A 24,655-nucleotide genomic window follows, 5' to 3' on the forward strand; every position below is an offset into this window, starting at 1 on the left:
TATATGTTTGAATATGTTAAACTGTTAAAAAATCCATAAAGGAGGTTTTTAATAAAAAATAATTTAAGCGCTTACAAAAAATAAAAGGAGGGGAAGTTTTACATGAATGCAATTTTAATAGCTTTCATAGGGATTGTTGTATTTATTTTAGGCTATCGGTATTATTCCAAGTTTGTTGCAGAGAAAATATTTCGATTAGACCCGAATTATGTTACTCCGGCACACCGTTTCAAGGATGGTGTGGACTATGTCCCAACCAATAAATTTGTTTTGTGGGGGCATCATTTTACATCTGTAGCAGGTGCTGCTCCTATCTTGGGACCGGCAATTGCTATTTATTGGGGCTGGCTTCCGGCTTTTTTGTGGGTTGTTTTAGGAACCATTTTTGCAGCTGGTGTCCATGATTTTGGCACATTGGCATTATCTGTCCGAAATAAAGGGTATTCTATTGGAACAATTGCAGATCGCTTGGTCGGGAGAAGGGCAAAGCTATTATTTTTATTCATTATTCTTATTCTCGTATTGATGGTAAATGCGGTGTTTGCATGGGTTATTTCCAATTTATTTATTAGTTATCCTGCAAGTGTATTTCCTGTTTTTATACAAATTCCGTTAGCTATTTGGATTGGTTATGCAGCATATAAACGGAATATAAAAATGCTTCTTCCCTCTGTTATTGCATTAGTTATCATGTATGCAGCGGCTATTATGGCAAGCAGGGTCGGCTTCCTTCAAATTGATTTAGTCAGGTATATGGGAGGAGAGAATGGCACTGGTTTGTTCGGACTGGGTACTGTTTCAACGGCGTTCCTGATATGGATTGTTATTTTGATGGTATATGTATATATTGCGTCTACACTCCCGGTATGGAAATTGCTGCAACCGAGAGATTTTATTAATTCGCATCAATTAGTTGTCGGACTGGCTATTCTTTACTTGGGATTGCTTTTCACGTCTCCAAGTATGACAGCTCCTGTAGTAAATGAAAGTCCGGATAGAAGCTTTCTGCCGCTGCTATTTATCACAATTGCCTGCGGTGCGATTTCCGGCTTTCATGGACTAGTATCCTCAGGGACATCTTCTAAACAGCTGGATAAAGAAACCGATGCGCGTTTTGTAGGTTACTTTGGAGCAGTAGGAGAAGGCATTCTGGCCCTGGTTTCCATCATTGCGGTAGGGACATTCTTTGCAAATACCGATGCGTTTTCACAAGCCTATACTTCTTTTAATGAAGCGAATGCCATTGGTCTTGGAACGTTTATCGAAGGAGCGGCAACATTAGCGCAGGGGCTGGGAATTCCAACAGATATAGCGACGACAATCGTATCGATTATCGTTGTCAGCTTTGCTGCGACGACATTAGATACCTCGGTACGCTTGATGCGGTACATTATTGCAGAATTAGGGATTGAATATAAAATCCAGCCATTAACGAAAACACATGTAGCGACAACGGTTGCTGTGCTTTCCAGTGCGGCACTTGTGTTAATTCCTGAAGGTCCAAATGGTTTCGGGTCAGGCGGCTACCTCATCTGGCCACTATTTGGCACTGCCAATCAATTACTGGCTGCCATTAGTTTATTCTTAATTGCTATTTGGCTAAAACGAAAAGGAAGTAATTATATGGTTGCGCTCATCCCGATGATATTCCTGATCTTTATGACTTTGTTTGCGATGTTCCAGCAGGTGGTCTTTGAATGGTCGTGGATGGGAACAGGTTCCAATATGCTATTGTTTGTTCTGGGCTCTATTATCTTTGTATTTGCGATTTGGATAGCTCTGACCTCCTTTTCAGAACTGATGAAAAAAGTAGAAGATCCGTTAAATAAAGATTGATTTTGCTTCCATACATATCTTCTTCAAAAGATATGTATGGAGGTTCGATATAAATAAATTATAGCCGGGAGGGCGGGAAAATGTTCACAGACAGGTTAAAACAGTTGATCCACTATTATGAGGAAGTAATAAGCTTGCCGCATAAAACAGAAGTAGCCAGAGAATTAAGAAACGAAGATGATTTTTTCTTGCTGCTTCTATATTCTGAAATGGTAGGAATACCGAACCCGGTTTATTATTATACGTTGGAATTATACCCGTATATCATTGAATCCTTCCATGATTGGCATTTACGAATGGGGATGGATAAATCACCACTTAACGGGATTCGCTGCTGTTAAAAAATTGGATGGGCATGCTGGCCATACATTGGAAGGAGGAGAGAAAGGATGCTTGGAGATAATAACCGGATTATTTTTGTAGGAGGCAAAGGCGGCGTCGGGAAATCCAGCTCGGCTGCTGCTTTGGCAACGGGATATGCAGAAAAAGGCTATCGTACCTTACTCATTTCAACGGATCCAGCTCACAATATAAGCGATATTTTTCAGCGGCAGATCGGTGGAAATATCACCTATATTGAAAAAAATCTATATGCGCTGGAAATTGATTCTGAAAAAGAAACAGACGCGTATATTCAAAAGGTTAAAGAAAACATACAGGGGGTTGTTCATGTTCAGATGATGGAAGAGGTACACCGTCAATTAGACACAGCAAAAGCCTCGCCGGGAGCAGATGAAGCTGCCTTATTTGATAAACTCATATCAATTATTTTGGAAGAAGGGGCCAGGTTTGATAAACTAGTATTTGATACGGCTCCAACAGGTCATACGATTCGGTTGTTATCTCTTCCGGAATTAATGGGAATTTGGATTGAAGGTCTATTAAATAAAAGGAAAAAAACGAATACACAATATTCGCAATTGCTAAACGATGGACAAGCCGTAGATGATCCTATTTACGATACATTACAAGAAAGAAAACAGCGGTTTACCAAGGCAAGAGAAATTCTATTGGATAAGCAGGCAACAACCTTTCTATTTGTTTTGAATCCGGAGAAATTACCAATATCGGAAACCAAAAAAGCAATTCATCTCCTGGAGAAATTTCAGATAGATGTTCCTTACATTATTGTCAATAAAGTGTTGCCAGAGGAGACCGGCGCCGGTTTTTTTGAAAAACGGAAACAAAATGAAAAAATCTATTTAGAACGTATCGCCGTGGACTTTTCTGCTCAAACGATTTTGTATATTCCCTTTTTTTCTGAAGACATCACAAACCGTAAACAATTGAAGCAAATGGGAGCTTATTTGAAGGAGGTATTAGCGGATGAGAGCACTAGTACATGAAAATGGAAGCTTGCATATGAAAGAGATGGAGCTCCAAAGTCCGGGAGGATCAGAAGTTGTTGTAAAATTGAAAGCAGCAGGGCTTAACCGGAGAGATTTAGCTATTCCGAACCGTCGTAAAGAAACGGAAGAAGCATTGATTCTTGGCTCAGATGGAGCGGGAATCATTGAAGAGGTAGGAAAAAATGTCAACGATGTAAAAGTTGGCGATGAAGTGATTATCAATCCGGCTTTACGCTGGGTACGAAATAGTGAGGCGCCGCCGAAAGAGTTTGATATTTTAGGCATGCCAGACCATGGTACGTTTGCTGAAAAAATTGTGATTTCTGAAGATCAGGTAGAACCAAAACCGGCATATATGAGCTGGGAGGAAGCGGCAGCCTTTCCGTTAGCTGCATTAACAGCGTATCGGGCAATGTTTACTAAAGGGGAACTCGAAAAAAAAGAAACGGTATTTATTCCCGGAGCAGGCGGCGGTGTTGCGACTTATTTGATTGCATTTGCAAAAAATATCGGTGCCCGGGTAATTACAACTTCAAGAAGTGAACAGAAAAGAGAAAAAGCACGAGAGCTCGGTGCGGATGTCGTGATAGATACGGCAGATGATTGGGAAGAGAAATTAAGCAATGAAACCATTGATATGGTAATTGATAGTAATGGCAAAGCAACCTTTCAACGTTCTTTAGCCATTTTGAAAAAAGGCGGTAAATTTGTTACATTCGGTGCGACAACAGAGGATGTTATTGATTTTGATTTACGTGCTTTCTTCTATGGACAATACAAATTGATTGGTTCTACAATGGGGTGCCGGGAAGAACTTATGGCTGCGTTAGCACATGCAGAGAAATACCAATTGCATCCTGTTGTTGACCGTGTTTTTTCCTTGGATCAAAGTGTAGAAGCACTTAGTTATTTGGATGAAGGAAAACAGTTTGGAAAGGTAATTATTCGTATTTCTTAAAGCGGATATTTAAAAAAGAATTCCTATAGGAAGAAGCGGCAGATTGATGAAGAATAAAAGCAGAGAGACTGACGAGCGCTGATGTGCTATAAAAGTCTCTCTGCTTTATATTGTATTGGCACTGGTTAAAGGAAAAGCAAGCATTAGAACGATATTTATGATTTTAAATAGGGCTCCATCCGGTTGACCGCTTCTTGCATCCGTTTTTGGTTCCGGTCATATACTTCCTTGGATGCAGGGTTATCAGTAGCTAAAGCAAACAGCTCTAAATCTGCTTGGCATTTTTTCATGCTGGCTAATAACAGAGCAGATTGTGCCGGCTCAGGAACGGTGATATGGTCGTCATAGAGATCAAGAAATAATTGTCCTTGATGGTCTACTTGACCGAGAAACACATTATCTATGGTAACATTTTGTTTTTCTAACTCTGCTTCCAGCCACGTCGGGTTTAAGGAAGCATTAGCCAGAGGCTCCAGCAGTATATTGCCGTCAGCAATAACCGTTTGCGGTTCTTTAGCTGGTGCTGGAGTGATATTTAAGTCTTTTAAAGTGATGGGCTGGTTTTCCTTTTTAGGCAAAACATTTAATTCCCCAGTCGGCTCTAATACGGCAAATTCAACATCGGAAACGAGGAATTGATTATTGTTTCGAAGCTTTTCTAATAAATCATCAGTAGAATAGCCTTCTTTTTTTAAGTTTTCCTCCATAATTTTTCCATTTTGTATAAAAACAGTACTTTTCCCATCCGTGAAATCTCGCATCCGTTTGCTTTTTAACGATAACTTTTCAATGGTGAAGGCAGCAATAAACCAGACAAACATCGCTAATAATGCATAATAAAAGCTATTATACGGATCCACTGTATGGAAGGCGGCAATTCCTCCGAGTACGATTCCCGAAATGGTTTCAAATATATTGAGCTGTGATAATTGCTTTGCGCCCAGCCACTTTACAAAGAAAAATAAGACGGTGATTAAAATAATGGAGCGAATAATAATGGATATCCATTCAGGCATGATTTTCCCTCCTTATGACTTATATTGCGGTTCTTGTTTGTCGATATGAATAACCTGCTGATGTATATCATGGCGTGTTTCTTTGATTAGCTGCGAAGCTTCTTCAATTGCGGCTTTTAAATCCTGTTCCATGGAGGCGGCGTATAATAAATTTAATCCTGCTTCAATGGATTTTAATGTAGCGTAGCACGTCTTTACCTGTGATCCTACTGTCATAAAACATCCTCCTATCCTTTTGGTTTGAATATCATGGCGCCTATGACACCGAATATAATGGCGGCTGAAATACCAGCACTTGTAACCTCAAACATTCCAGTTACGACACCGATTAATCCGTGTTTATCCGCTTCCTGCATAGCTCCATGAACTAAAGAGTTCCCAAAGCTTGTGATAGGAACGGTAGCGCCTGCTCCTGCAAAATCAATAAGCGGTTCATACCAGCCGAGTCCATCCAAAATCGCTCCAGCAATAACCAGAATAGATAATGTATGTGCAGGAGATAGCTTAAATACATCAAACATAATTTGTCCGATAACGCAGATAAGTCCTCCTATTACAAATGCCCAGAAAAAAATCATAGATGTTCACCTCTTGCTTCGATTGACACTGCATGTGCAATACATGGGATAGGAGCTTTCTGCTGAATGCTCAAGGTTGAATGCAAAGACCCGGTTGCCACCACAAGAATTCGCTGTAAATTCCCTTTGATGACTTCTTGAAGATAATGGCCATATGTCACGATAGCAGAGCATGCTGCACCACTGCCTCCAGCAAGAACTGGCTGGTCTTCGCGGTAAATTGTAATCCCGCAATCCACATATTTTTCTGATTCAATCGGAATATTTCTGTCACGCAATAAATCAAAAGAAACCTCTCTGCCGACATGCCCCAGGTCGCCAGTGATGATTAGATCATAATAAGACGGATCTATCTGCAGGTCCCGCAGATGTGCTTCAATCGTATCAGCAGCAGCGATAGCCATCGCGCCCCCCATATTAAATGGATCTGTCATCCCCATATCAGCTACTTTTCCAATCGTCGCCGAAGTAACAGCCGGTCCTGTTCCGTTCTGAGCAACAAGCGCACAGCCGGCTCCGGTAACTGTCCACTGGGAGGTTGGAGGTTTTTGTCCGCCGTATTCTGTCGGATAGCGAAATTGTTTTTCCGTCGCTGCATTATGACTGGAAGCAGCACAAAGAATATAATTTGCTCCCTTTGCATTTATAATAGAAGCTGCAAGTGCCAGGCTTTCCATTGAGGTAGCACAAGCGCTGAAAGCTCCCAAAAAAGGAATGCTGCTTGTACTTGCTGCAAAGCTGGTCGGTGTCATTTGATTGATTAAGTCGCCGGCAATCAAAAATTCAATATTTTCTTTTTCGATGCGGGCTTTTTTTAATGTAGTCTGTATCGCTTCCTCCAGCATTTTTTGCTGGGCTTTTTCCCAGGAATCCTGATTGAGCCACATATCCTCATGAAGCGTATCGAATGCCTCGGGGATGTTCCCCTTTGCTTCAAATGGTCCACCGATTGTTCCTGTAGAAAGAATAGCCGGCCGATTTTCAAAAATCCAGGATTGATGTCCTTTTAGCATTAGAATCCCCCCCATTGCGTAAGTATGGTTTTAATAATGGCTACGACAAATGCAGAAAAAACACCATAAACAATTACCGGGCCGGCGAGTTTAAGCATATTGCTGCCCACGCCGAGAATAAAGCCTTCAGAACGATATTCGATTGCTGAAGAAATAACGGCATTACCAAACCCTGTCACCGGCACTGCAGATCCCGCTCCGGCAACCTGTGCAATACGGTCATAGACCCCAAATCCGGTTAACAGCATTGTAATAAAAATTAATGTAGCAATTGTCGGATTTCCAGCTGTTTTCTCTGTGAAATTAAATTGATAAATATAGAAAGTAGAGATGAGCTGTCCGATGAAACAGATAAATCCGCCTATAAGAAAAGCTTTGATGCAGTTTTTAAAGACAGGCCGTTTGGTCTCCCGCTTTTGTTGAAAAGCCTGGTAGCGCTGTTGATTTGGCTGTAGCTTTTGTTTCTTTTTATCTCCCATGGAAAGCACTCCTTTTCAGGTTAATACACGAAAGAAATGAAGATAGCTCGTCATCAACTATCAAGTCTGTTCCTTGGACAGATGGATGATTTCCTTCATTTTTTTCTTAATTTCTTCTTTTGTTAATGTTTGATTATCCATTTTTTCTTCCAGCTTTGCTGTTTCCAGGATGATCTTTTTATCCGTCGATAATTCTATTGTAAAATCAGGAAAGGTCTGTTCGAGTTCTTTTTGATAGACTTCCGTTTTATCTTGCAGCGAAAAACGCTCATGATGTGGAACTTCGATGGTAACGAGCAATGTATCATCTGTATTTACTGCATGAACAGCGGTAATATCATCTTTATTAATCAGCAATTCCTTTGCCTGTGTTGCGGGATCCTGAGAGGAATTGGTGGATAAATGCTTTATATTTGGATTTTCTGAATAAGAAGATTCGTTCTGATGATTACAGCCGACTAAAAAAAGAATAAAGAGGAGCAGCAGGGCTATTTTTTTATTTCGCATATATTCACATCCTGTTCTGTAACGAAATATGTAGGGCGGAGGACTAGACAGTCCTCCTGTTTTCCTGTATTTGCTGACATATCTTATTACTGTTTGTATTGAGGCTCTTCCTGCGTAATTTGTTGCATCCTCGGTTCTAATTGATCTAAAATACCCTGTGTTTGTTGTGCTGCATTTTTATATAGCTGTTTTGCTTGTTTATTATCTGTTTGAAGAGCAAATTGCTCCAGACTCGCCTGAGCACTTTTTAAACCTGCTACAGTTTGTTGAACTTGTGTGCCTACTGTCATCTTTCTCACTCCTTTTCATATCTTGCACTTATTATTTTGATGAAATAATTATATTTTATGCTTGTAAACAATTTCCAAAACCTATATGAACAGGAAAGCAGAAAGCAATGAAGACGTGTAAAAGCAGGTGACGGGAGGGAAAGTAAATAACAGGAATCGTGTTGACGTTGGAAGGATAATGAACGTAAACATAAAAAAACGACAGAAGGTACCTGTCGTTTTTAACATATATCGCAATAGATGGAAGCTTATCCAAATGTTAAATTTTATTTATTGTTTATTTAAGTTTTTTGATTTTACAAAAGGTCCTACATCCATGCGTGTTGGTTTTTTATATTTTTGGCTCATTTGTTCTGTCCATGTTTCCTGTTTGTTATTCGAATTTCGCGATTCATAATAATCTTTCATAGTCTGATCGTATTCCTGAATAAAGTGTTTTTGTTTGTCAAAAGGAATATACTGATTTTCGTGATAAATTGCCGGAAACGGCAAACGTGGTTTGATATCTGGTATTTCTGCCGGGTAGCCAATCGCCAGGCCGAACAATGGAACCACATGATCCGGTAATTCCAGAACATCGTTGAAGGCCTGGATATCATTACGAAGGCTTCCTAAGAAACAGATTCCCAGCCCCAATGATTCAGCAGCAACAACAGCATTTTGAGCAGCTAAAGCGGCGTCGATCGTTCCTACTATAAATTGTTCGGTGCTTTCCAGATTTTCGGTATGTTCGATTCCATCCAGTTGTTCAAGACGATGCAGATCCGCGCAAAATATAAGCAGATGACCATTTTTCTTTACATGCTTATGCCCCGAAATGGCATAGAGTTTTTCCTTGAGAACCTGGTCTGATACACCGATGATACTGTAGGCCATCACATTGCTGGAGGTAGACGCGCGTTGTGCACTTTCTACAATTGTTCTTATTTGAACGTTGTTTAAGGCTTTATCTGAAAATTTTCGAATAGAGCGATGATTCATTAATGTTTCAATGACTTGATTCATACGGGGTTCCTCCTCTTCATCTATACTGTTCCATAAGTTATTATAATGATTTATTTTGAAGACAATACTTGATAGTAAGTGTATCATGGGATTTACATCGGTTCCAAGAAACTTGCTCTGTTACAATGAATGGTGTAAAGAAATTATGTTATTATAAAGGCAATATAAATCTTTATAATAACATGGGCAGCAGCTGATGGGCTGAGAACAGTAAAATTCAAAAGTTACATATGCTGGAGGGGCGATGTGTGTGAAAACATTTAAACTGCGTAAACTGGTTGTTTTAGATTATGATAAAGGATTAGAAGGAACAGAAGTGGAGCTGATTGACGGTCTCATTATTAATCGGGAAGATGATTATGATACATGGTTGATTGAAGGATTTATTAATCGTAATTACTGGAATTATTTTGAGAATAAAAAACATGAGGAACTGATGGTGCAAGCAACCATTACAAAAGAGAGCAATGAACCTGCTTCATTTATAACAAAGATGACTGAGATGCATGAAATCGGACAACAAATGAATGTAATGCTGATGGGGAAAATTATTGATAAACAAAAGAAAGATGTGGAGCAGCTATTAACTGCGCTGGTAGAGGATGGATATGAGGGAGAAGAGTTAATTCAAAAATTTAAAGAAATCTATTAGAGGATGTTCACAAAATCCAATAAAAAATGATATGTCAGGAAAAGGAGCCTCTCCCAAGAAGATCCGCGACGTGCGGGCAGCGCAGAAATCATCGCAACACGATGTGCTCTGATGCGACTGGTCCTTTTCAGCGTACTGTTTAAACATGTACAAACAGTATTCACATGATAAGAAGAAGGGAAAAACAATGAATAAAGAACGAAAAAAATTTGAGACGCCCACCCGGCGTTCTCCATTTCAAATGCTAATGATTTATTATATGGCTGCGATAGCGCTATCGACTATATTGCTATCTTTACCTGTTTCGCATAAGCCCGGTATTGATATTCCTTTTATTGATATTGTTTTTACGGCTGTCAGTGCGATTAGTGTAACAGGATTAAGTACTATTTCCATTGCGGATTCATTAAGTACCACGGGAATTATTTTTTTAGCTCTGATGATGCAGATTGGAGCAGTAGGGATTATGGCAATTGGTACGATACTCTGGGTGGTGTTAGGTAAACGGATAGGTTTTAAAGAAAGAAGCATGATTATGACTGACCAGAATCAAACGCATTTTAACGGCATGGTACAGCTAATCAAGAATATTATATTCTTGCTGCTGGCGGTTGAAGCAGCTTTCTTCATTATATTAGGCATCTATTTTATGGGGTATTATGATTCCGTAGGAGAAGCATTCCTGCAAGGTTTTTTCATGGTTATCAGTTCGGTGACAAATGGTGGTTTTGATATTACGGGGCAATCCATGATTCCATTTCAATCTGATTATTTTGTTCAAATAATCAGTATGGTGCTTATTATCATTGGCGCTATCGGCTATCCGGTCATCATAGAGATAAAGGAATATCTTTTGCATAAAAGAAAATTAAAAAAACAATTTCATTTTAGTTTGTTTACGAAGCTGACAACTGTAACTTTTTTTAGCTTGGTTTTGGTTGGTGCGTTCGGCATTTATCTGTTTGATATAAATGGATTTTTTAAAGGTGTTGTCTGGCATGAATCCTTTTTTTATGCGTTGTTTCAGTCTGTTACCACAAGAAGCGGGGGATTGGCGACAATGGACTTAACTTTATTATCAGATACCAACCATTTATTCATGTCTGCATGGATGTTTATCGGGGCATCTCCAAGCAGTGCCGGGGGAGGAATCCGGACAACGACCTTTGCGCTGGTTTTGATTTTTCTATTTACGTTTATCCGCGGCGGAAGAAGTGTTAAAATTTTTCACAGAGAGGTCTACGAGGTAGATTTAAATAAAGCGGTGACTGTAACCTTTTTTGCAATAATGGTTGTATTTTCTTCTGTTATTATCCTTAGTTATTTAGAGCCGTATTCATTAGATGCGCTTATTTTTGAAGTTACTTCTGCTTTCGGAACAGTGGGGTTATCCCTGGGGGTTACAGGTGACTTAACCACATTCAGTAAAATAATATTGATGATATTAATGTTTATTGGACGAGTCGGTATTCTCACATTCCTTTTAGTATTCCGTCGTAAAAAGGATCCAGCGAAATTTAATTACCCGAAGGAAAGAATGATTATTGGGTAAAGGGCGTTAAGAAAGGAATAGTTAGTATGTAAAATAAAATGGCCTGTGCCTTTAGCACAAGCCATTTTGTGTTTAGCAGTAAAATGCAGCTCCTACGATGATTAGTAAAATGAAAAGAACAACAATCAACGCAAAGCCGTTTCCGTAGCCGCCACAATAGCCGCCACCGTAGCCGCCACCATATCCATAGCCCATGCTTTTCACCTCCTGAACTTACAGTATTACTGTATGCAGATAGATAAAATGTGTATAGACGTTTGCCTAGTTTTTTAACAGCAGCGTTCTGATACTTCCTCTGTTATTGTTTCAGCAGGCTTTATAAAAGACAGGAGATTTATACAGCAAGTAATAAAGAATACAGGAATTACTCAGCAAACAGCATGCAATTACATTTTCTACTTTATTTTATGTAGAGATATTGATAAAATGGAATTATATAAGTGAAATGAGTAATCATATTTTGTACATAGGCGAAGGGAGTGCTTCATGATGGAAATGCTTTTCGGTGTGGTTTGTTTTGCGATTCTTGTTTTGAATATTGGTTATTGCGTTATGGATAGAGAGTAGTCTTTCCGCCATTATAAAAGCAGAATGCTGTTTCTATTTTCTTGAAGAAAATAAGAATCCAGTGTTCTGCTTTTAGTCTATCCAGCCAAATTCGTTGAAAGGATAAATAATTAATTCAGATTTGCCGATAATATCATCTCGTGGAATAAACCCAAGTCCATTGCGGCTGTCTTTACTAATCAGTCGATTGTCTCCCATGACAAAATAATTATTTTCAGGAATTTCTAACGGACCAAAATTATTAGTTTGTGCAATGACTTCATCGCTTAAAAAATGCTGCTGATAGGCCTGACCATCGATATATAATTGACTGTTTTCAATTTCTATTGTTTCTCCGGGCATCCCGATAATACGTTTTACATAGTTTTTTGGCGGCTGATGGATGATGACCACATCGCCCCTGCCAGGGTCATCTATCGTGTAAACAATTTTATTAAAAATGACACGCTCTCCATCCTGAAGAGTGGGATACATGCTTTCTCCTTCTACAATGGAAGTGGCAAAAATAAATGTCCTGAGAAAGAAAGCAAGCATTATCGTAATAATAATTGCCTTCAGCCAGCCTACCCATTCTTTTTTTTGATCGGTATTTTCCACTAACTCATCTCCAAAACGTGCATAGTCTCCTTTTATCGTAGCATGTTTACGCGATTTTGCGCAAACATGCCAGTGGAAACAATTGAAAAATATATTGCGGAAGAGAAATAATATCCATTTACTTTTTATTTAACAGGTATGCTTCTAATCGATCCAATCCTTCTTTTAAAATGTCCTCGTGATAGGCATAGCTTAGACGCATATAGCCTTCGCCGTCTTTAGAGAAGCTGCTGCCTGGAACAAGAGCGACTCTGGCGTTCCGGACCAGGGAGAGCCCTAAATCAAATGAACTCATATCATTTAATGTCAGCTTTGGAAAAATATAAAATGCGCCCTGCGGCTGCTCAACCTCCAATCCCATGCCTGTCAAACGTTCATACACATAATCCCTTCGTTTTTTAAACACTTCTTTTATATATGCCGTGTGTTCCTGATAAGTAGTCATTGCTTCTAAAGCAGCGTATTGGCTGATGGAAGCAGCACAAGATACATTGTATTGGTGAACCTTTAACATTTGCTCTGATATCCATTCAGGAGCAAGGGTGTATCCGATACGAAAGCCTGTCATGGAGTGTGATTTAGATACACCGTTGATAACGATGGTTTGATTTTTTAAATCGGAAATCGAAGCAATCGATGTGTGGGCAAAATCAAAAACAATCTCACTGTAGATTTCATCGGATAAAATAAATATTTCTTTCCCTTTAATCACTCCGGCAAGAGCTTCTAATTCTTCTCTAGAATAGGCTGCACCAGTCGGGTTAGAAGGGGAAGGAAGAACAATACATTTGGTATTTTCATTGATAACATCTGCCAATGCTTCCGGAGTAAACTTAAACCCGGTATTAGTTGTATCTACATGAACCGGTTTGGCGCCAGCGAGCGTAATCAGCGGTTCATAGCCCGGATAAATAGGACTTGGCAAAATCACTTCATCCCCAGGTGTAAGGATGGTCCGGAAAGTAATATCAATTGCCTCAGATGCTCCAGAAGTAACAATAATTTCCGAATCCGGCTGATAAGCCAGCTCATAATTTGTCTTGTAATAGGTATGTATGGCTTTTCGTAACTCCCAGATTCCTTGATTCGGTGTGTACGTTGTGAAGTTATTCTCAATCGCCTGAATTCCTGCATTTTTTACATTATCCGGAGTATGGAAATCCGGCTGTCCGATTGTTAAAGAAACGACGTCCTTTTCATCAGAAACCAGATTAAAGAATTTACGGATTCCCGATATTTCAATATTTTTTACATTGTTATTTATTAAATGCTTCAACATAATCACCTACGCTTAAAAAGTAAAATTTTCATTAAATGTTCAAATAATTTGGATTAATACGAATGAAATTGGGTATAATAAAAATATAGAATAAAATAAAAGGAGAATACAATATGCGACCAAGATCTCTTAATTTCGAACAGCTTGTTGACATGAATAGACAAGAATTATTAAACGATGAGAAAAGTATATCACAAATTGAAGAGAAGTTAGACAAGAAACAAGAAGCTTTTTTATTGAATCATAAAAAGAATAAAAACGAATTAACCGCTGAGTAGGAGAAATCCTTGCTAAAGCGGTTTTTTATTGGAGAGAGGGAAGAGGAATAAAAAAACGATTTTGAAGCAGCCCTGTTCTTATTGTATCATCTTTATAAAATAAGGGATTTTACCGCCGTATAAAATCGTTTCAACATGACGAAACTGAATAGCAGCGAAATCAGAAAGAAAAGGTGAGAACATGTTGCTGTCAGGGATAGTATCTATCGGAAATGTTGGAATTAATATTACTTATATTTATGTCATTATGATGCTGTTATGCAGTACAGCTGTGTACTATCTGACGAAAAAAATATATCAATGGGCGGTTAGAAAGCAAATGATGCGGTTTCTGGCATATATCGGTGCAAGCATTATTGTGATTAGCTTAACGATTATAACAGCTGTCATCCAGGAAAGGGATGCTTGGCACTTTCTAAGGGCTGCTATGCAAAGCCTCGCTTTTTTAGGCATCTGCTTAGCTATTTTTCCATTATTGCATCAATTTTTATTGAAAAGAAAATAATCTTCGGCAAATGTTATTTTCTTTTTAATACGGCAATAAAATGTTTATATACGATGGGCCAAAGATTAATGTCTGGCCAGCTTCCTTATTTCTTTTTAGAGCGTGCAGGAGGCCAATCCATTTTTCCTAACGAAGAAGGTACGTAATAGCTGGAGCGATGTTTTTTGGCAGGGGTCGATTTTGGTTTTTCCTGCTTCCAGTTAATATACTGACAAATTAGCCGTTTAGCTTGAGATAAAGACATTTTTACAGGCGGGTTGCGATAGCTTTGGTCTAATGCACCCAGATGCTTCAGATGTTTTAAATCCTCTTTGGCAGGAGGGATATGGAAGCAATATTCTCCAACCTTAATAAGCACTGTAGAATGTTGATTGCTAAGCTTGGGATGGTCAGAAAAATGCAACCCTTTTTTAGAAGCTTTTTTCTCTTTTAATAATTTTTCGATGGCTTGTTTTTTTAATTGATACAGCTGCTTCGGGTCAGGAGCCGTTTTTGCATGCTTATTAATAACAAATAAAGCCTGCGCCAGCTTTTCAACCTCAACGTCATGTTTCATTTTTAGTCTCTCCCTTTAAAAAAGGATTCAATCAATCTATATTTAATTAATACTCTAACTTAAAATTTATGGAATTTCAATACTATATCGAAAAAATACGAACAAATGCACTTGTTTTGTGCCGGGTGAAAAATAAAAGCTTGAATAATGCTTGCGCCAGCAAGGATTACGCGCATAAGCACGTGCTGAGAAAAATATACTGTAGATTATTAGGAAGGCATGATAGTAATTTCCGAATTCAGAGAAGAAAAAAGACCCTCGCATGGCGGCTAAGGTCTTTTCAGATGAGCAAGAAGAAATATCATTTTAGTGCTGTGGGAATGCTTTGTTGAAATATCGTGCTGTCTAATTTACTTTTTTTAAGTCATCAAGAATTGCATCCATGTTATCAAATTCCACTCCATCATAATTTTTGACAACTTCACCTTCCGGGCTGACTAGAAAGAAAGATGTCCCGTGGAGAACCTGATCATCTCCCTCTGCGGGGGCTTGAACAAGGTTTTTAAAATGCTTAATGGAAAATTCGCGGATCGTTTCAAAATCATAACCAGTGACGAAAGACCAATTATCGAAATTCACATCATAGTTAGAGGCATAATCCTTTAATACCTCAGGGGTATCGAAATCTGGATCTACGCTAAAAGAAACAATCTGTGCATCGATGCCTTCCTCTTCCATCATGGATTGCAGGTGAGCCATATTATATGTCATCGGCATACAGACGGTGGTACAGTTTGTAAAGATAAAATCAGCAATCCACCATTCTCCTTTTAAATCTTCAAGGGAGAGCTGTTCTTCATCCTGTGTCGTATACTCAAATTCCGGGACTTGTTCTGACATGGTTGTTTCAATAGCGTAACCCTGTCCGCAGCCTGCTAATACGAAAAATAAACCAATAAGTAATAAATAATGTCTCATATCATTAAACCCTTTCCTACTGTATCTTATGTTCATTATAGCATTGGGGAAAATGTTGAAAAAGTCTCTCATATGAAGGAATTATGACATTTTAAACCGGGCTGCCCGGATATCTTTCTTTCGATAAAATTTTACTGCAATCCAATTCTTTCAAGCTGAAGGATAATCGAGCCCTTTAATAGTGATTCTCCAATCGCTGCTGCAGGCGAAAATCGAGGTTATCCCATGAAGAAACAAAAAATTCTGCAGGTAAAGCATTAATTTGGATGTAATGTAAATACATGCAGCTCCGGTTTGCAGAAGAATCGATAAGGTAAACGGGTGGTTCCAATCCCGCTGTTCACGTATAATGTCAATCTATCTGAAACAGTGTATTTCCCTTGTACATATTTTTCTGCGTACGCCGGCGTATATAAATCGCCAATAAAAGGTAATCGGACCTGCCCTCCATGGCTATGACCTGATAATTGAATATCCACAGGATAATCCTTCACCATATCGGCAAGGTCAGGCTCGTGCGCAAGAAGAATGGTGAAATCAGAAGCTGTCCGATCTCTTAACGATTGACTGACATCCGGATTCCCAAGCATTGCATCATCCAGTCCAGCCAGCAGAAAGGAAGCATTCTCACGATGGATACGGGAGGCATTGTTTTGGAGCAAGGTAAAATCAGCTGCTTCAAAGGTTTCGTATAAAATATCCGTTCCATAGCCCCCATGATCATGATTTCCATAAATCCAAAACTTTCCTTCAGGCGCCTCCAGCTGCTGTAATATACGGATGAGACTGTCGTCCCAGTGATAATTATTAGGTTCGTCTACTAAGTCCCCTGTAAATAAAATCAAGTCGGGTTCCAGATTATTAATTTTTGTAACAAGAGTTTCGAGCTGCTCTAAGCTATAATGGAAACCTAAATGGGTATCGGAAAATTGCACAATTTTAAACTGATTAAAAGCGTTGGGAATTTGTGGAGATGTAATTGATTCTTCTGTGATTTTCAGGAGAGAAGGTTCTATCTCACGAGCATAAAAATACGTTCCGCCGCTCAAACCAAATAATGTTAATAAGCTTCCTAAAGACCTTTTTAAAAATGTTCTGCGATTCATTGTATAATTTCCTTTCTGCATATAAACCAATACGAAAATTATAGCACGGATAGAAGCTTTTTTTCATTTGGCAAATAGGTAAAGTTTTATACTTTTTTATTTAAGATACAGTAAAATCATTCTTACTGCTTTTAAAGACCTGATTTATCGCGTTTTACTCGGACATAATTCTTCTGTAGAAATATGTGAAGGCACTTTTTTAGGAGCAATATTCTTCCAAATGAGGAATCTGCTGATACAATCACTGGGAGAGAACCGCAGAAGTATGTTAAACTAAAAGTGTGTGTATAACGAAAAATCAAGTAATATACTTTAAGGTGACCGTTTATGGGTAATTATCCTCGCAGATAACACCCGTGAACTTTTATGATGAAGATAGAGCAGGTCTCGCAGAAACGTTTTGGAAGAAGATGTATCTACCGGGTTACTTTCACAGCATTTCTAATAAGTTAAAAGCATCTTTGAATTTCAATCGTCTTTATATGAAGAAGGGGGTAAATAAGGTGAGTACAACGCAAGATAAACAATTGTCAGATATGAAAATCAGTGAAGTCCTTATACCTGCTGAAAAGGTAGCGCATGTCCAGCTCAATAATCCTTTAGAACATGCATTGCTGGTATTAATGAAATCCGGCTATGCAGCAGTGCCAGTACTTGATGCAACCTATAAATTTGCCGGGATTATCGGAAAAACCGTTATCCTGAATGAAGTACTCGGGATTGAAAGCTTTGAAATGGAACGCTTATCAGAAATTCGGGTAATGGACGCCATGGCTGCAAATGTACCGACCTTAACCAGAGAAAATAGTTTACTAGACGGGCTGAATGCTTCCATTGACCATCCATTTGTATGTATAGTAGATAAAGATGGTTATTTTGATGGTATTTTAACAAGAAGAGCAATATTGAAGCAAGTAAAAAAAGATATTTATATGAATGCATATAAAAAATAATAACAATGTCTCCATGACGTGGAAGAGCGATAGTTTATTCTGCTTCATGGGGATTTTTTTGCATGTTAGGAAATATATATGCTGAATTTAGCGCTTCAACATGTTCCATGGGGGAATAATCTTAGGCACCAGAAATACACTCCGCTTTCGTAGGCCCCGAGCTCATCTCCTTTGAAGAAGACTTAGCGATTGGCAAGAACATCGATATTTTAAATAACAAGTGGTTTTCTTGGTTTTTCTTACAGTAATATTAGTTGCCGATGAAGATGGCGTCTGCTAAAGTAAGAAGGAGATTATAGAAAATGGAGGAGTAGTTGATTATGGATGCAAATGAAATTATACAATTTATTTCTAATAGTAAGAAAAGCACACCTGTAAAAGTATACGTGAAGGGAGACTTGGACAAGCTTCCTGAACAGAACGAAATAAAGGCATTTGTTGATGCGAAAAGCGGTACATTATTTGGAGAATGGAAAGCAGTAGAGCAATTCTTAAAAGATAATGAAGCTGTTATCGAAGATTATGTTATTGAAAATGATCGCCGTAACTCTGCTATCCCAATGCTGGATTTAAAAAATATCAATGCGCGTATCGAGCCGGGTGCGATTATTCGTGACCAGGTAGAAATTGGCGATGGTGTTGTAATCATGATGGGTGCATCAATTAATATTGGTGCTGTTATCGGTGAAGGAACGATGATTGATATGAATGCAGTTCTTGGCGGGAGAGCTACTGTAGGAAAGAACTGTCATATTGGTGCAGGTACTGTCCTTGCCGGCGTAATTGAGCCGCCATCTGCTAAACCAGTTATCGTAGAAGATGATGTGGTAATTGGCGCAAATGTTGTTGTCCTTGAAGGAATCACGATTGGAAAAGGCTCTATTGTTGCAGCAGGATCTATTGTTACCAAGGACGTAGAACCAAACACATTAGTCGGTGGTACACCTGCCCGAGTTTTAAAAGATATCGATGAGCAGACAAAATCGAAAACAGAAATCAAACAAGAGCTTCGTAAATTAGATAATTAAGGCAGATGAAAACTTTATGACAGCAATTGATTTGCAAACGATCCGCAGGGAACTGCATCAGATTCCTGAATTAGGTTTCAAGGAGGAAAAGACGCAAAAGTACCTGCTCGCAAAAATTCAAGAAATGGCGACAGATCGTGTTGAAGTGAGAACATGGCGGACCGGTATTTTAGTACATGTATCTGGAACCAATCCAACAAAGCGGATTGGTTTTCGGTCTGATATCGACGGACTCCCCATTTTGGAAGACACAGGCTTCGACTTTGCTTCAACGCATAGGGGACAAATGCATGCGTGCGGACACGATTTCCATATGACCATTGCTTTGGCAGCACTCAACAGGCTGATTGAACAGCCTGTAAAGGATGATGTGCTATTTATTTTTCAGCCAGCTGAAGAAGGCCCGGGCGGCGCAAAGCCGATGATTGCGTCAGAAGAATTTCTTGCATGGAAACCAGATACGATTTTTGCACTGCATATTGCTCCAGAGCTGCCAGTTGGTCAGGTATCCTCTAAATCTGGACTTTTATTTGCTAATACGAGTGAGCTGTTCCTGGATTTTAAAGGACTTGGCGGCCATGCTGCCTATCCGCATTTAGCGAAGGACATGACCGTAGCAGCGAGTAATTTTGTTGTGCAGGCTCAGCAAATTGTCTCCAGAAGGTTAAATCCGTTAGACGGTTCCGTCGTTACGATTGGAAAAATGGAGAGCGGATTTGTTCAGAATGCCATAGCGGAGACAGCTCGTTTGGAAGGAACCATTCGAACGACAGAAGCTTCCTCCATCATATTGGTGAAGGAAGAGCTGGAGAGGCTGATCAAAGGATTTGAAATAGCCTATGATTGCCAAATAAATGTCGATTATGGAGCGAATTATTACCAGGTAGTAAATGAAGAAAAATATGTGGAGCTCTTTAAAACGTCTCTGGAAAACACGGGCATTACTTATGTTCAGGCTTCTGCAGCAATGACTGGAGAGGATTTTGGAGATATGCTAAAAGAGATTCCAGGATTTATGTTCTGGCTTGGGGTAAATTCTCCATATGGACTGCATCATGCGAAGCTAACCCCGGATGAAGCTGCGCTTTCTGTAGGGGCGGAAGCTGTAGAAACCTATATCCGCTCCATTGGTAGTGTTTGACAGGTATATTAGGGTTTAATAAAAAAGATTTTCTCTTGTAATGGGGGAAATCTTTTTTATATGCTCTATTCTTCTAAAATCAAATGCATACATCTTCCTCCCTCATCATATATCAGTTAAAGAGAAAATAGGAAGGAGTGACCTCATGCAGATTTATGATGCCCTCCCTGATTTATCTAAATTCAAACCATTGCCCGGAAGTAATCAATCCCTGTTATTTTCTAGCGGAAAGCCGATTCTTGTTATATTTTGGTCTGTTAGCTGTTCATCCTGTGGTTATTTCTTGCAAAAGCTGGCTGCTATTCCTCCAATCAAATACCAAAAAGTGATTACTATATTGATTCACACATATTTAGATGGTGAACAAATCAGCCTGCCTGAAATAAAAAATAAACTAAATCAGCTGCATGTTGATGCTGTATATTTAGATGATGTAACTGGACAATTGGATGATATATTTCAGTTCCGTTATGTACCTGCGTTATACTTATTTGATAAACAGGAAAAGCTGCGGTTCAAACAAATTGGAAAACCTTCTACAAGTTTGGTAGAACAGCGTTTGAGACGATTAATCAATACAAAATAAATAAAATATATAGACTCTATTCTTTCCGGGATGGAGTTTTTTTGTGCAAAAGGAGCAGATTATGGATGGTTTAAAAATATTTCACGGATAGAAATCACGCAACAAAAGCTGTCTTAAAAAATTTATCAAAAATTTTCAAAAAAATTTCACAAAACAGTGGAAATTTATTTCGGAAACCGTTATATTAGTTATTACGGATTAGTGGAAAGGGGGAATTAATTTTGAATACCTTTAAAAAACTGAAGCATTTCTATTGGCCTTATAAAAAGTATTTTATTTGGTCGATTATCTGTATGCTTATCGTTACCAGCATTACGGTTGTTTATCCGATTATCCTGCAAATTACAATCGATGAAGTAGTTGCTGAACAGAGATATGGACTGATTCCTTATATTTGTGGCGTATTCTTAGGGTTGATGATGATAAAGGGTGTATCTACTTTTTTCTTTCAGTACCTGGGTGATTTATTTGGAATGACCTCTGTATATAAGCTGCGTGAATCATTATACGATAAGCTGCAAGCGCTGGCATTTAAATATTATGATAATGCCAAAACAGGGGATATTATGTCCCGGCTGACTGCAGATGTCGAAGGATTTCGTTTCTTTCTTTCGGTAGGTTTTGCAGAATTGATTCGCGTTGTGTCGTTGATGCTGATAAGTATTTCGGTTATGTTTTATTATTCTATTCCTCTAGCACTTATAACAATGGCGGCGATGCCGTTTCTGGCATTTGTTGTTTATAAATTTGATAAGCAGGTTCATCCGGCCTTTCGAAATATCAGGCGCTCCTTTGGAAAGTTAAATACAAGAGTACAGGAAAATATAAGCGGGATGAATACGGTTAAATCATTATCAAGAGAAGACTTTGAGATTGGCAGGTTTTCTGAAAGTAATGATAATTACCGCCAAAAATATTTGTTTACATCAGGTTTGTGGGCAAAGTATTTTCCGGTGATGGAATTTATCGGAAATGTCAGCGCCGTTGTTTTATTAGCGTTTGGCGGTTTTTTTGTCATAAATGGATCCATGACGACCGGACAATTAATGGCCTTTTTCAGTTTAGTCTGGTTTATCATGGGACCGCTTATGAACTTAGGATTTATCATTAATCAATTTTCACAGGCAAAAGCATCTGGAGAGCGGCTGCTGGAGATCCTCGAAGCGCCTGAAGATATCGAAGAAAAGACTGGTGCGATGGATGCTGATATTCAAGGTCATGTCACCTTTAAGGATGTCACATTAACATATATCGAGGAAGATGATGAAGCATTAAAACATGTCAGCTTCGATGCCCCGCCGGGCAAAACAATCGGGTTAATCGGCGCAACAGGCGCAGGAAAAACAAGTATTACCCAGCTGCTTACACGGTTTTATGAACCGGAAGAGGGGGAAGTTTTAATCGATGGGCGCCCTGTTTCGGACTATAAGCTGAAGAGTCTCCGCAGCCAAATTGGTTTTGTTCTGCAGGAGCCGTTCCTTTTTTCCACAACCATTAAAGAAAATATTTCTTATGGTACACCAGGAATTCAGGAAGAAGAAATTGTTGCAGCGGCAAAAATGGCGCAAGCGCATGATTTTATCATGGAGCTTCCAAAAGGATATGATACGCTTCTGGGAGAAAGAGGAATGGGGCTATCCGGGGGACAGAAACAGCGGATAGCTATAGCCAGAGCCATTTGTATCGATCCGAGTATTCTTGTATTAGATGATGCAACGTCTGCTGTTGATATGCAGACGGAGCATAAGATTCAAAAGGCATTGCGCGAAGTGATGAAGAACAGAACATCCTTTATTATTGCGCACCGTATTTCCTCTTTAAAGCATGCAGATGAAATTTTAGTGCTGGAAGACGGGGAAATCGTTGAACGGGGCACTCATGACTTCTTGTTGAAAAATAAAGGTCCTTATGAACGTATTTATAATATCCAATATCAAGACCGCGAAGAGATTATGAGTGTGGTCAATTAAGGGAGGCGGCGTATATTGGCAAAAGCAAAAGAAGCTAAAAAGCAAAGTAATCATCTGGAGCGATTTCACTATACAATAGACCAGACAATTGAAAAGCCGTTTAACTGGGAACAGATGTGGAGATTGCTTCAGTTCTTAAAGCCTTATTCCAAAACATACTTGCCAGGTGCGATTATTGCAATGATGATTGCTACAGCTGTCCGATTATCTATACCGATTCTGATTGGAAAGGTAGCTGTGGATATTGCGATTGCCCAGAATGATGGAAATCTGTTAGTTTATCTAGTTGCAGGGATTGCTATTCTTTATATTATCAGTTTTATCGCCAATCGATTCCGGATCAAATGGGTAAATATTTTGGGGCAGAATGTAATCTATGATTTAAGGCAAAAGCTATTTTCCCATGTACAGAGGCTGTCACATCGGTTTTTCGATAACCGCTCGGCAGGATCTATCCTAGTCCGGATTTTAAATGATATTAATTCCCTGCAGGAACTATTTACCAACGGAATTATTAATCTGTTGATGGATATTTTAATGTTGAGCGGCATTATTATTATCCTGTTTATAATGAGCCCGCCTCTGGCGTTGGCGGTGGTAATCGTCATTCCGCTGATGTTTATTATATCAACTGCATTAAGAAGAAAAATTAGAAGAGCATGGCAGCTGGTCCGCCTGCAGCAATCGAGAATGAATTCACATTTAAATGAAGGACTGCAGGGAATGCGTATTACTCAATCCTTCTCTCAAGAAAAAGAGAATGCGGAATTCTTTGATGGTGTAAATTCAGGCTTCTTTAACAGCTCCCGTGATGCAGCGAAGAAAAGTGCTTTTTTCCGTCCGCTTGTAGATATTTGTGACGCAGCCGGGACCATTATATTAATCGCTTTTGGCTCTTACTTAATTTTGAACGGAACGATTGAATTAGGGACGTTTATTTCCTTTGCATTCTTTTTAGGGATGTTTTGGGAGCCGATTTCCAGGCTGGGTCAGATGTATAATCAGCTGCTAATGGCAATGGCCTCCTCCGAGCGTATCTTTGAATTTTTGGATGAACAGCCTAATGTGGAAGAAAAAGAAGACGCGTATCAATTTGAAAAGATGGATGGCCAGATTGAATTTGATGAAGTCGAATTCGCTTATAATGCAGATCGGATGGCATTAAAAAAGATTTCCTTGAAGATGGAGGCAGGCCAGACAATAGCCTTGGTTGGTCATACAGGAAGCGGAAAGTCTACCATTGCCAACCTGATCAGCCGTTTCTATGATCCTACATCTGGAGCAGTAAAAGTTGACGGACATGATCTGCGGGACGTGACGTTAGACAGTCTAAGACAGCGGATTAGTGTTGTTCTTCAGGATACGTTTATCTTTTCTGGAACGATTATGGAAAACATTCGTTTCGGCAGACCGGACGCAAAGGATGAAGAAGTAAAGGAAGCGGCAAGGGTCGTTGGAGCAGACAGTTTTATCAGCCGATTAGCGAATGGTTACGAGACAGAAGTAGAGGAGCGGGGGAATATTCTTTCTGCCGGTGAAAGGCAATTACTGTCCTTCGCAAGGGCGCTTTTGGCAAATCCAAGCATCATTATACTGGATGAAGCTACAGCAAGTATTGATACTGAATCAGAAGTAAAGATTCAAAAGGCGTTAAAGCGTTTATTAAAAGGAAGAACATCGATTATTATTGCCCATCGTCTGTCTACGATTCGAGAAGCAGACTGCATCTATGTTCTGGAGCAGGGAGAGGTTTTAGAATATGGAAATCATCAGGAATTAATGGAGCAGCATGGAAAATATTATGAACTTGTTAAATCACAATTCACGATGCTGGATGCTATATAAATAAAAGGAAGGGAGCAGCTGCAATTGTGGCTGTTCTTTTCTTTCTTTTATCGCAATGCAAGATAAAGTAAAATTCCCCGCTGAATAATGT

The 24,655-nt window shown here is 39.1% G+C and carries 28 protein-coding genes; 14 read left to right on the top strand and 14 right to left on the bottom strand.

Translation table 11 applies throughout. The annotated features are described in order from the left end of the window. The first annotated feature begins 102 nt into the window (after positions 1–102). The 4 genes from ACZSMY_RS00760 to ACZSMY_RS00775 all read left to right on the top strand — a co-directional run bounded on the left by ACZSMY_RS00760 (position 103) and on the right by ACZSMY_RS00775 (position 4,143). The gene (locus ACZSMY_RS00760) at positions 103–1,836 is read left to right on the top strand and encodes a carbon starvation CstA family protein (RefSeq protein WP_042535333.1); all 1,734 of its coding nucleotides are present in this window, start codon (positions 103–105) and stop codon (positions 1,834–1,836) included. A gap of 80 nt (positions 1,837–1,916) precedes the next feature. Continuing rightward, positions 1,917–2,177, top strand: coding sequence for a cory-CC-star protein (locus tag ACZSMY_RS00765; protein WP_042535332.1), 261 nt, complete (start codon positions 1,917–1,919; stop codon positions 2,175–2,177). Positions 2,178–2,225: 48 nt separating this feature from the next. Then, positions 2,226–3,182 carry an ArsA family ATPase gene (locus tag ACZSMY_RS00770; RefSeq protein ID WP_042535330.1) on the top strand — a complete coding sequence of 319 codons (957 nt, stop codon included), beginning with the start codon at positions 2,226–2,228 and terminating at the stop codon, positions 3,180–3,182. Beyond that, positions 3,163–4,143: a quinone oxidoreductase family protein gene (locus ACZSMY_RS00775; protein WP_042535328.1), complete on the top strand. Its 981-nt coding sequence runs from the start codon at positions 3,163–3,165 to the stop codon at positions 4,141–4,143. Before ACZSMY_RS00770 ends, ACZSMY_RS00775 begins: the two co-directional genes overlap by 20 nt. Before the next feature lie 155 nt (positions 4,144–4,298). Here ACZSMY_RS00775 and ACZSMY_RS00780 read toward each other — a convergent pair whose 3' ends face one another. The 8 genes from ACZSMY_RS00780 to nfsA all read right to left on the bottom strand — a co-directional run bounded on the left by ACZSMY_RS00780 (position 4,299) and on the right by nfsA (position 9,031). Continuing rightward, the gene (locus tag ACZSMY_RS00780) at positions 4,299–5,159 is read right to left on the bottom strand and encodes a DUF421 domain-containing protein (protein ID WP_042535326.1); all 861 of its coding nucleotides are present in this window, start codon (positions 5,157–5,159) and stop codon (positions 4,299–4,301) included. Positions 5,160–5,171: 12 nt separating this feature from the next. After that, the gene (locus ACZSMY_RS00785; RefSeq protein WP_465147402.1) at positions 5,172–5,375 is read right to left on the bottom strand and encodes a DUF1657 domain-containing protein; all 204 of its coding nucleotides are present in this window, start codon (positions 5,373–5,375) and stop codon (positions 5,172–5,174) included. Positions 5,376–5,386: 11 nt separating this feature from the next. Further along, the gene (spoVAE, locus tag ACZSMY_RS00790; protein ID WP_042535322.1) at positions 5,387–5,737 is read right to left on the bottom strand and encodes a stage V sporulation protein AE; all 351 of its coding nucleotides are present in this window, start codon (positions 5,735–5,737) and stop codon (positions 5,387–5,389) included. Next, entirely contained in the window at positions 5,734–6,750 is a 1,017-nt protein-coding gene (spoVAD, locus tag ACZSMY_RS00795; RefSeq protein WP_042535321.1) for a stage V sporulation protein AD, read from the bottom strand. Before spoVAD ends, spoVAE begins: the two co-directional genes overlap by 4 nt. Beyond that, positions 6,750–7,229 (bottom strand): stage V sporulation protein AC, encoded by a 480-nt coding sequence (gene spoVAC / locus ACZSMY_RS00800; RefSeq protein WP_042535319.1) that lies wholly within the window; start codon positions 7,227–7,229, stop codon positions 6,750–6,752. The genes spoVAD and spoVAC overlap by 1 nt, the downstream gene beginning before the upstream one ends. Before the next feature lie 60 nt (positions 7,230–7,289). Then, the gene (locus ACZSMY_RS00805; RefSeq protein WP_256704889.1) at positions 7,290–7,736 is read right to left on the bottom strand and encodes a hypothetical protein; all 447 of its coding nucleotides are present in this window, start codon (positions 7,734–7,736) and stop codon (positions 7,290–7,292) included. A gap of 86 nt (positions 7,737–7,822) precedes the next feature. After that, a complete protein-coding gene (locus ACZSMY_RS00810; protein WP_042535315.1) occupies positions 7,823–8,026 on the bottom strand; it encodes a DUF1657 domain-containing protein in 204 nt (67 codons plus the stop codon). Positions 8,027–8,296: 270 nt separating this feature from the next. Further along, positions 8,297–9,031, bottom strand: a complete 735-nt coding sequence (nfsA, locus tag ACZSMY_RS00815; RefSeq protein WP_256704888.1) for an oxygen-insensitive NADPH nitroreductase — start codon at positions 9,029–9,031, stop codon at positions 8,297–8,299. Between the two features lie 244 nt (positions 9,032–9,275). Between nfsA and ACZSMY_RS00820 the strand changes: the two genes are divergently transcribed. Both ACZSMY_RS00820 and ACZSMY_RS00825 read left to right on the top strand, forming a co-directional pair. Then, positions 9,276–9,683, top strand: a complete 408-nt coding sequence (locus tag ACZSMY_RS00820) for a YwpF-like family protein (protein ID WP_226894806.1) — start codon at positions 9,276–9,278, stop codon at positions 9,681–9,683. A 187-nt stretch (positions 9,684–9,870) separates the two neighbouring features. Continuing rightward, positions 9,871–11,235, top strand: coding sequence for a TrkH family potassium uptake protein (locus tag ACZSMY_RS00825; RefSeq protein ID WP_042535309.1), 1,365 nt, complete (start codon positions 9,871–9,873; stop codon positions 11,233–11,235). Between the two features lie 72 nt (positions 11,236–11,307). Here the strand turns inward: ACZSMY_RS00825 and ACZSMY_RS00830 are convergent, their stop codons facing one another. The 3 genes from ACZSMY_RS00830 to ACZSMY_RS00840 all read right to left on the bottom strand — a co-directional run bounded on the left by ACZSMY_RS00830 (position 11,308) and on the right by ACZSMY_RS00840 (position 13,675). Next, on the bottom strand, positions 11,308–11,430 hold the full coding sequence (locus tag ACZSMY_RS00830) for a YjcZ family sporulation protein (RefSeq protein WP_193063269.1): 123 nt from the start codon (positions 11,428–11,430) through the stop codon (positions 11,308–11,310). A gap of 444 nt (positions 11,431–11,874) precedes the next feature. Further along, positions 11,875–12,336 (bottom strand): signal peptidase I, encoded by a 462-nt coding sequence (lepB, locus tag ACZSMY_RS00835; RefSeq protein ID WP_084613052.1) that lies wholly within the window; start codon positions 12,334–12,336, stop codon positions 11,875–11,877. A gap of 181 nt (positions 12,337–12,517) precedes the next feature. Continuing rightward, entirely contained in the window at positions 12,518–13,675 is a 1,158-nt protein-coding gene (locus ACZSMY_RS00840) for an aminotransferase A (protein ID WP_042535303.1), read from the bottom strand. Between the two features lie 116 nt (positions 13,676–13,791). Here ACZSMY_RS00840 and ACZSMY_RS00845 point away from each other — a divergent pair, with 116 nt between their 5' ends. Continuing rightward, entirely contained in the window at positions 13,792–13,956 is a 165-nt protein-coding gene (locus tag ACZSMY_RS00845; RefSeq protein ID WP_084613003.1) for an FbpB family small basic protein, read from the top strand. Between the two features lie 181 nt (positions 13,957–14,137). Further along, positions 14,138–14,461, top strand: coding sequence for a hypothetical protein (locus ACZSMY_RS00850; protein ID WP_042535301.1), 324 nt, complete (start codon positions 14,138–14,140; stop codon positions 14,459–14,461). 85 nt (positions 14,462–14,546) lie between these two features. Here ACZSMY_RS00850 and ACZSMY_RS00855 read toward each other — a convergent pair whose 3' ends face one another. The 3 genes from ACZSMY_RS00855 to ACZSMY_RS00865 form a co-directional block, all read right to left on the bottom strand. Continuing rightward, positions 14,547–15,017, bottom strand: a complete 471-nt coding sequence (locus ACZSMY_RS00855) for a YkyB family protein (protein ID WP_042535299.1) — start codon at positions 15,015–15,017, stop codon at positions 14,547–14,549. 345 nt (positions 15,018–15,362) lie between these two features. Continuing rightward, positions 15,363–15,935: an SCO family protein gene (locus ACZSMY_RS00860; protein WP_042535297.1), complete on the bottom strand. Its 573-nt coding sequence runs from the start codon at positions 15,933–15,935 to the stop codon at positions 15,363–15,365. Between the two features lie 257 nt (positions 15,936–16,192). Next, the gene (locus ACZSMY_RS00865) at positions 16,193–17,041 is read right to left on the bottom strand and encodes a metallophosphoesterase (protein ID WP_042535295.1); all 849 of its coding nucleotides are present in this window, start codon (positions 17,039–17,041) and stop codon (positions 16,193–16,195) included. Between the two features lie 503 nt (positions 17,042–17,544). On the opposite strand from ACZSMY_RS00865, the gene cbpB reads away from it, so the two are divergent. The 6 genes from cbpB to ACZSMY_RS00895 all read left to right on the top strand — a co-directional run bounded on the left by cbpB (position 17,545) and on the right by ACZSMY_RS00895 (position 24,564). Continuing rightward, complete coding sequence (gene cbpB, locus ACZSMY_RS00870; protein ID WP_042535293.1) at positions 17,545–17,994, top strand: cyclic-di-AMP-binding protein CbpB; 450 nt, start codon at positions 17,545–17,547, stop codon at positions 17,992–17,994. A 320-nt stretch (positions 17,995–18,314) separates the two neighbouring features. After that, positions 18,315–19,022, top strand: coding sequence for a 2,3,4,5-tetrahydropyridine-2,6-dicarboxylate N-acetyltransferase (dapD, locus tag ACZSMY_RS00875; RefSeq protein WP_465147403.1), 708 nt, complete (start codon positions 18,315–18,317; stop codon positions 19,020–19,022). 16 nt (positions 19,023–19,038) lie between these two features. After that, positions 19,039–20,163 (top strand): N-acetyldiaminopimelate deacetylase, encoded by a 1,125-nt coding sequence (locus ACZSMY_RS00880; RefSeq protein ID WP_465147404.1) that lies wholly within the window; start codon positions 19,039–19,041, stop codon positions 20,161–20,163. A gap of 145 nt (positions 20,164–20,308) precedes the next feature. Next, positions 20,309–20,749: a TlpA family protein disulfide reductase gene (locus ACZSMY_RS00885; RefSeq protein ID WP_193063271.1), complete on the top strand. Its 441-nt coding sequence runs from the start codon at positions 20,309–20,311 to the stop codon at positions 20,747–20,749. Between the two features lie 221 nt (positions 20,750–20,970). Continuing rightward, positions 20,971–22,719: an ABC transporter ATP-binding protein gene (locus ACZSMY_RS00890; RefSeq protein WP_193063272.1), complete on the top strand. Its 1,749-nt coding sequence runs from the start codon at positions 20,971–20,973 to the stop codon at positions 22,717–22,719. 114 nt (positions 22,720–22,833) lie between these two features. After that, complete coding sequence (locus tag ACZSMY_RS00895) at positions 22,834–24,564, top strand: ABC transporter ATP-binding protein (RefSeq protein ID WP_374705732.1); 1,731 nt, start codon at positions 22,834–22,836, stop codon at positions 24,562–24,564. The last annotated feature ends 91 nt before the right edge of the window (positions 24,565–24,655 follow it).

The organism is Oceanobacillus sp. B139/18, assembly GCF_055524595.1.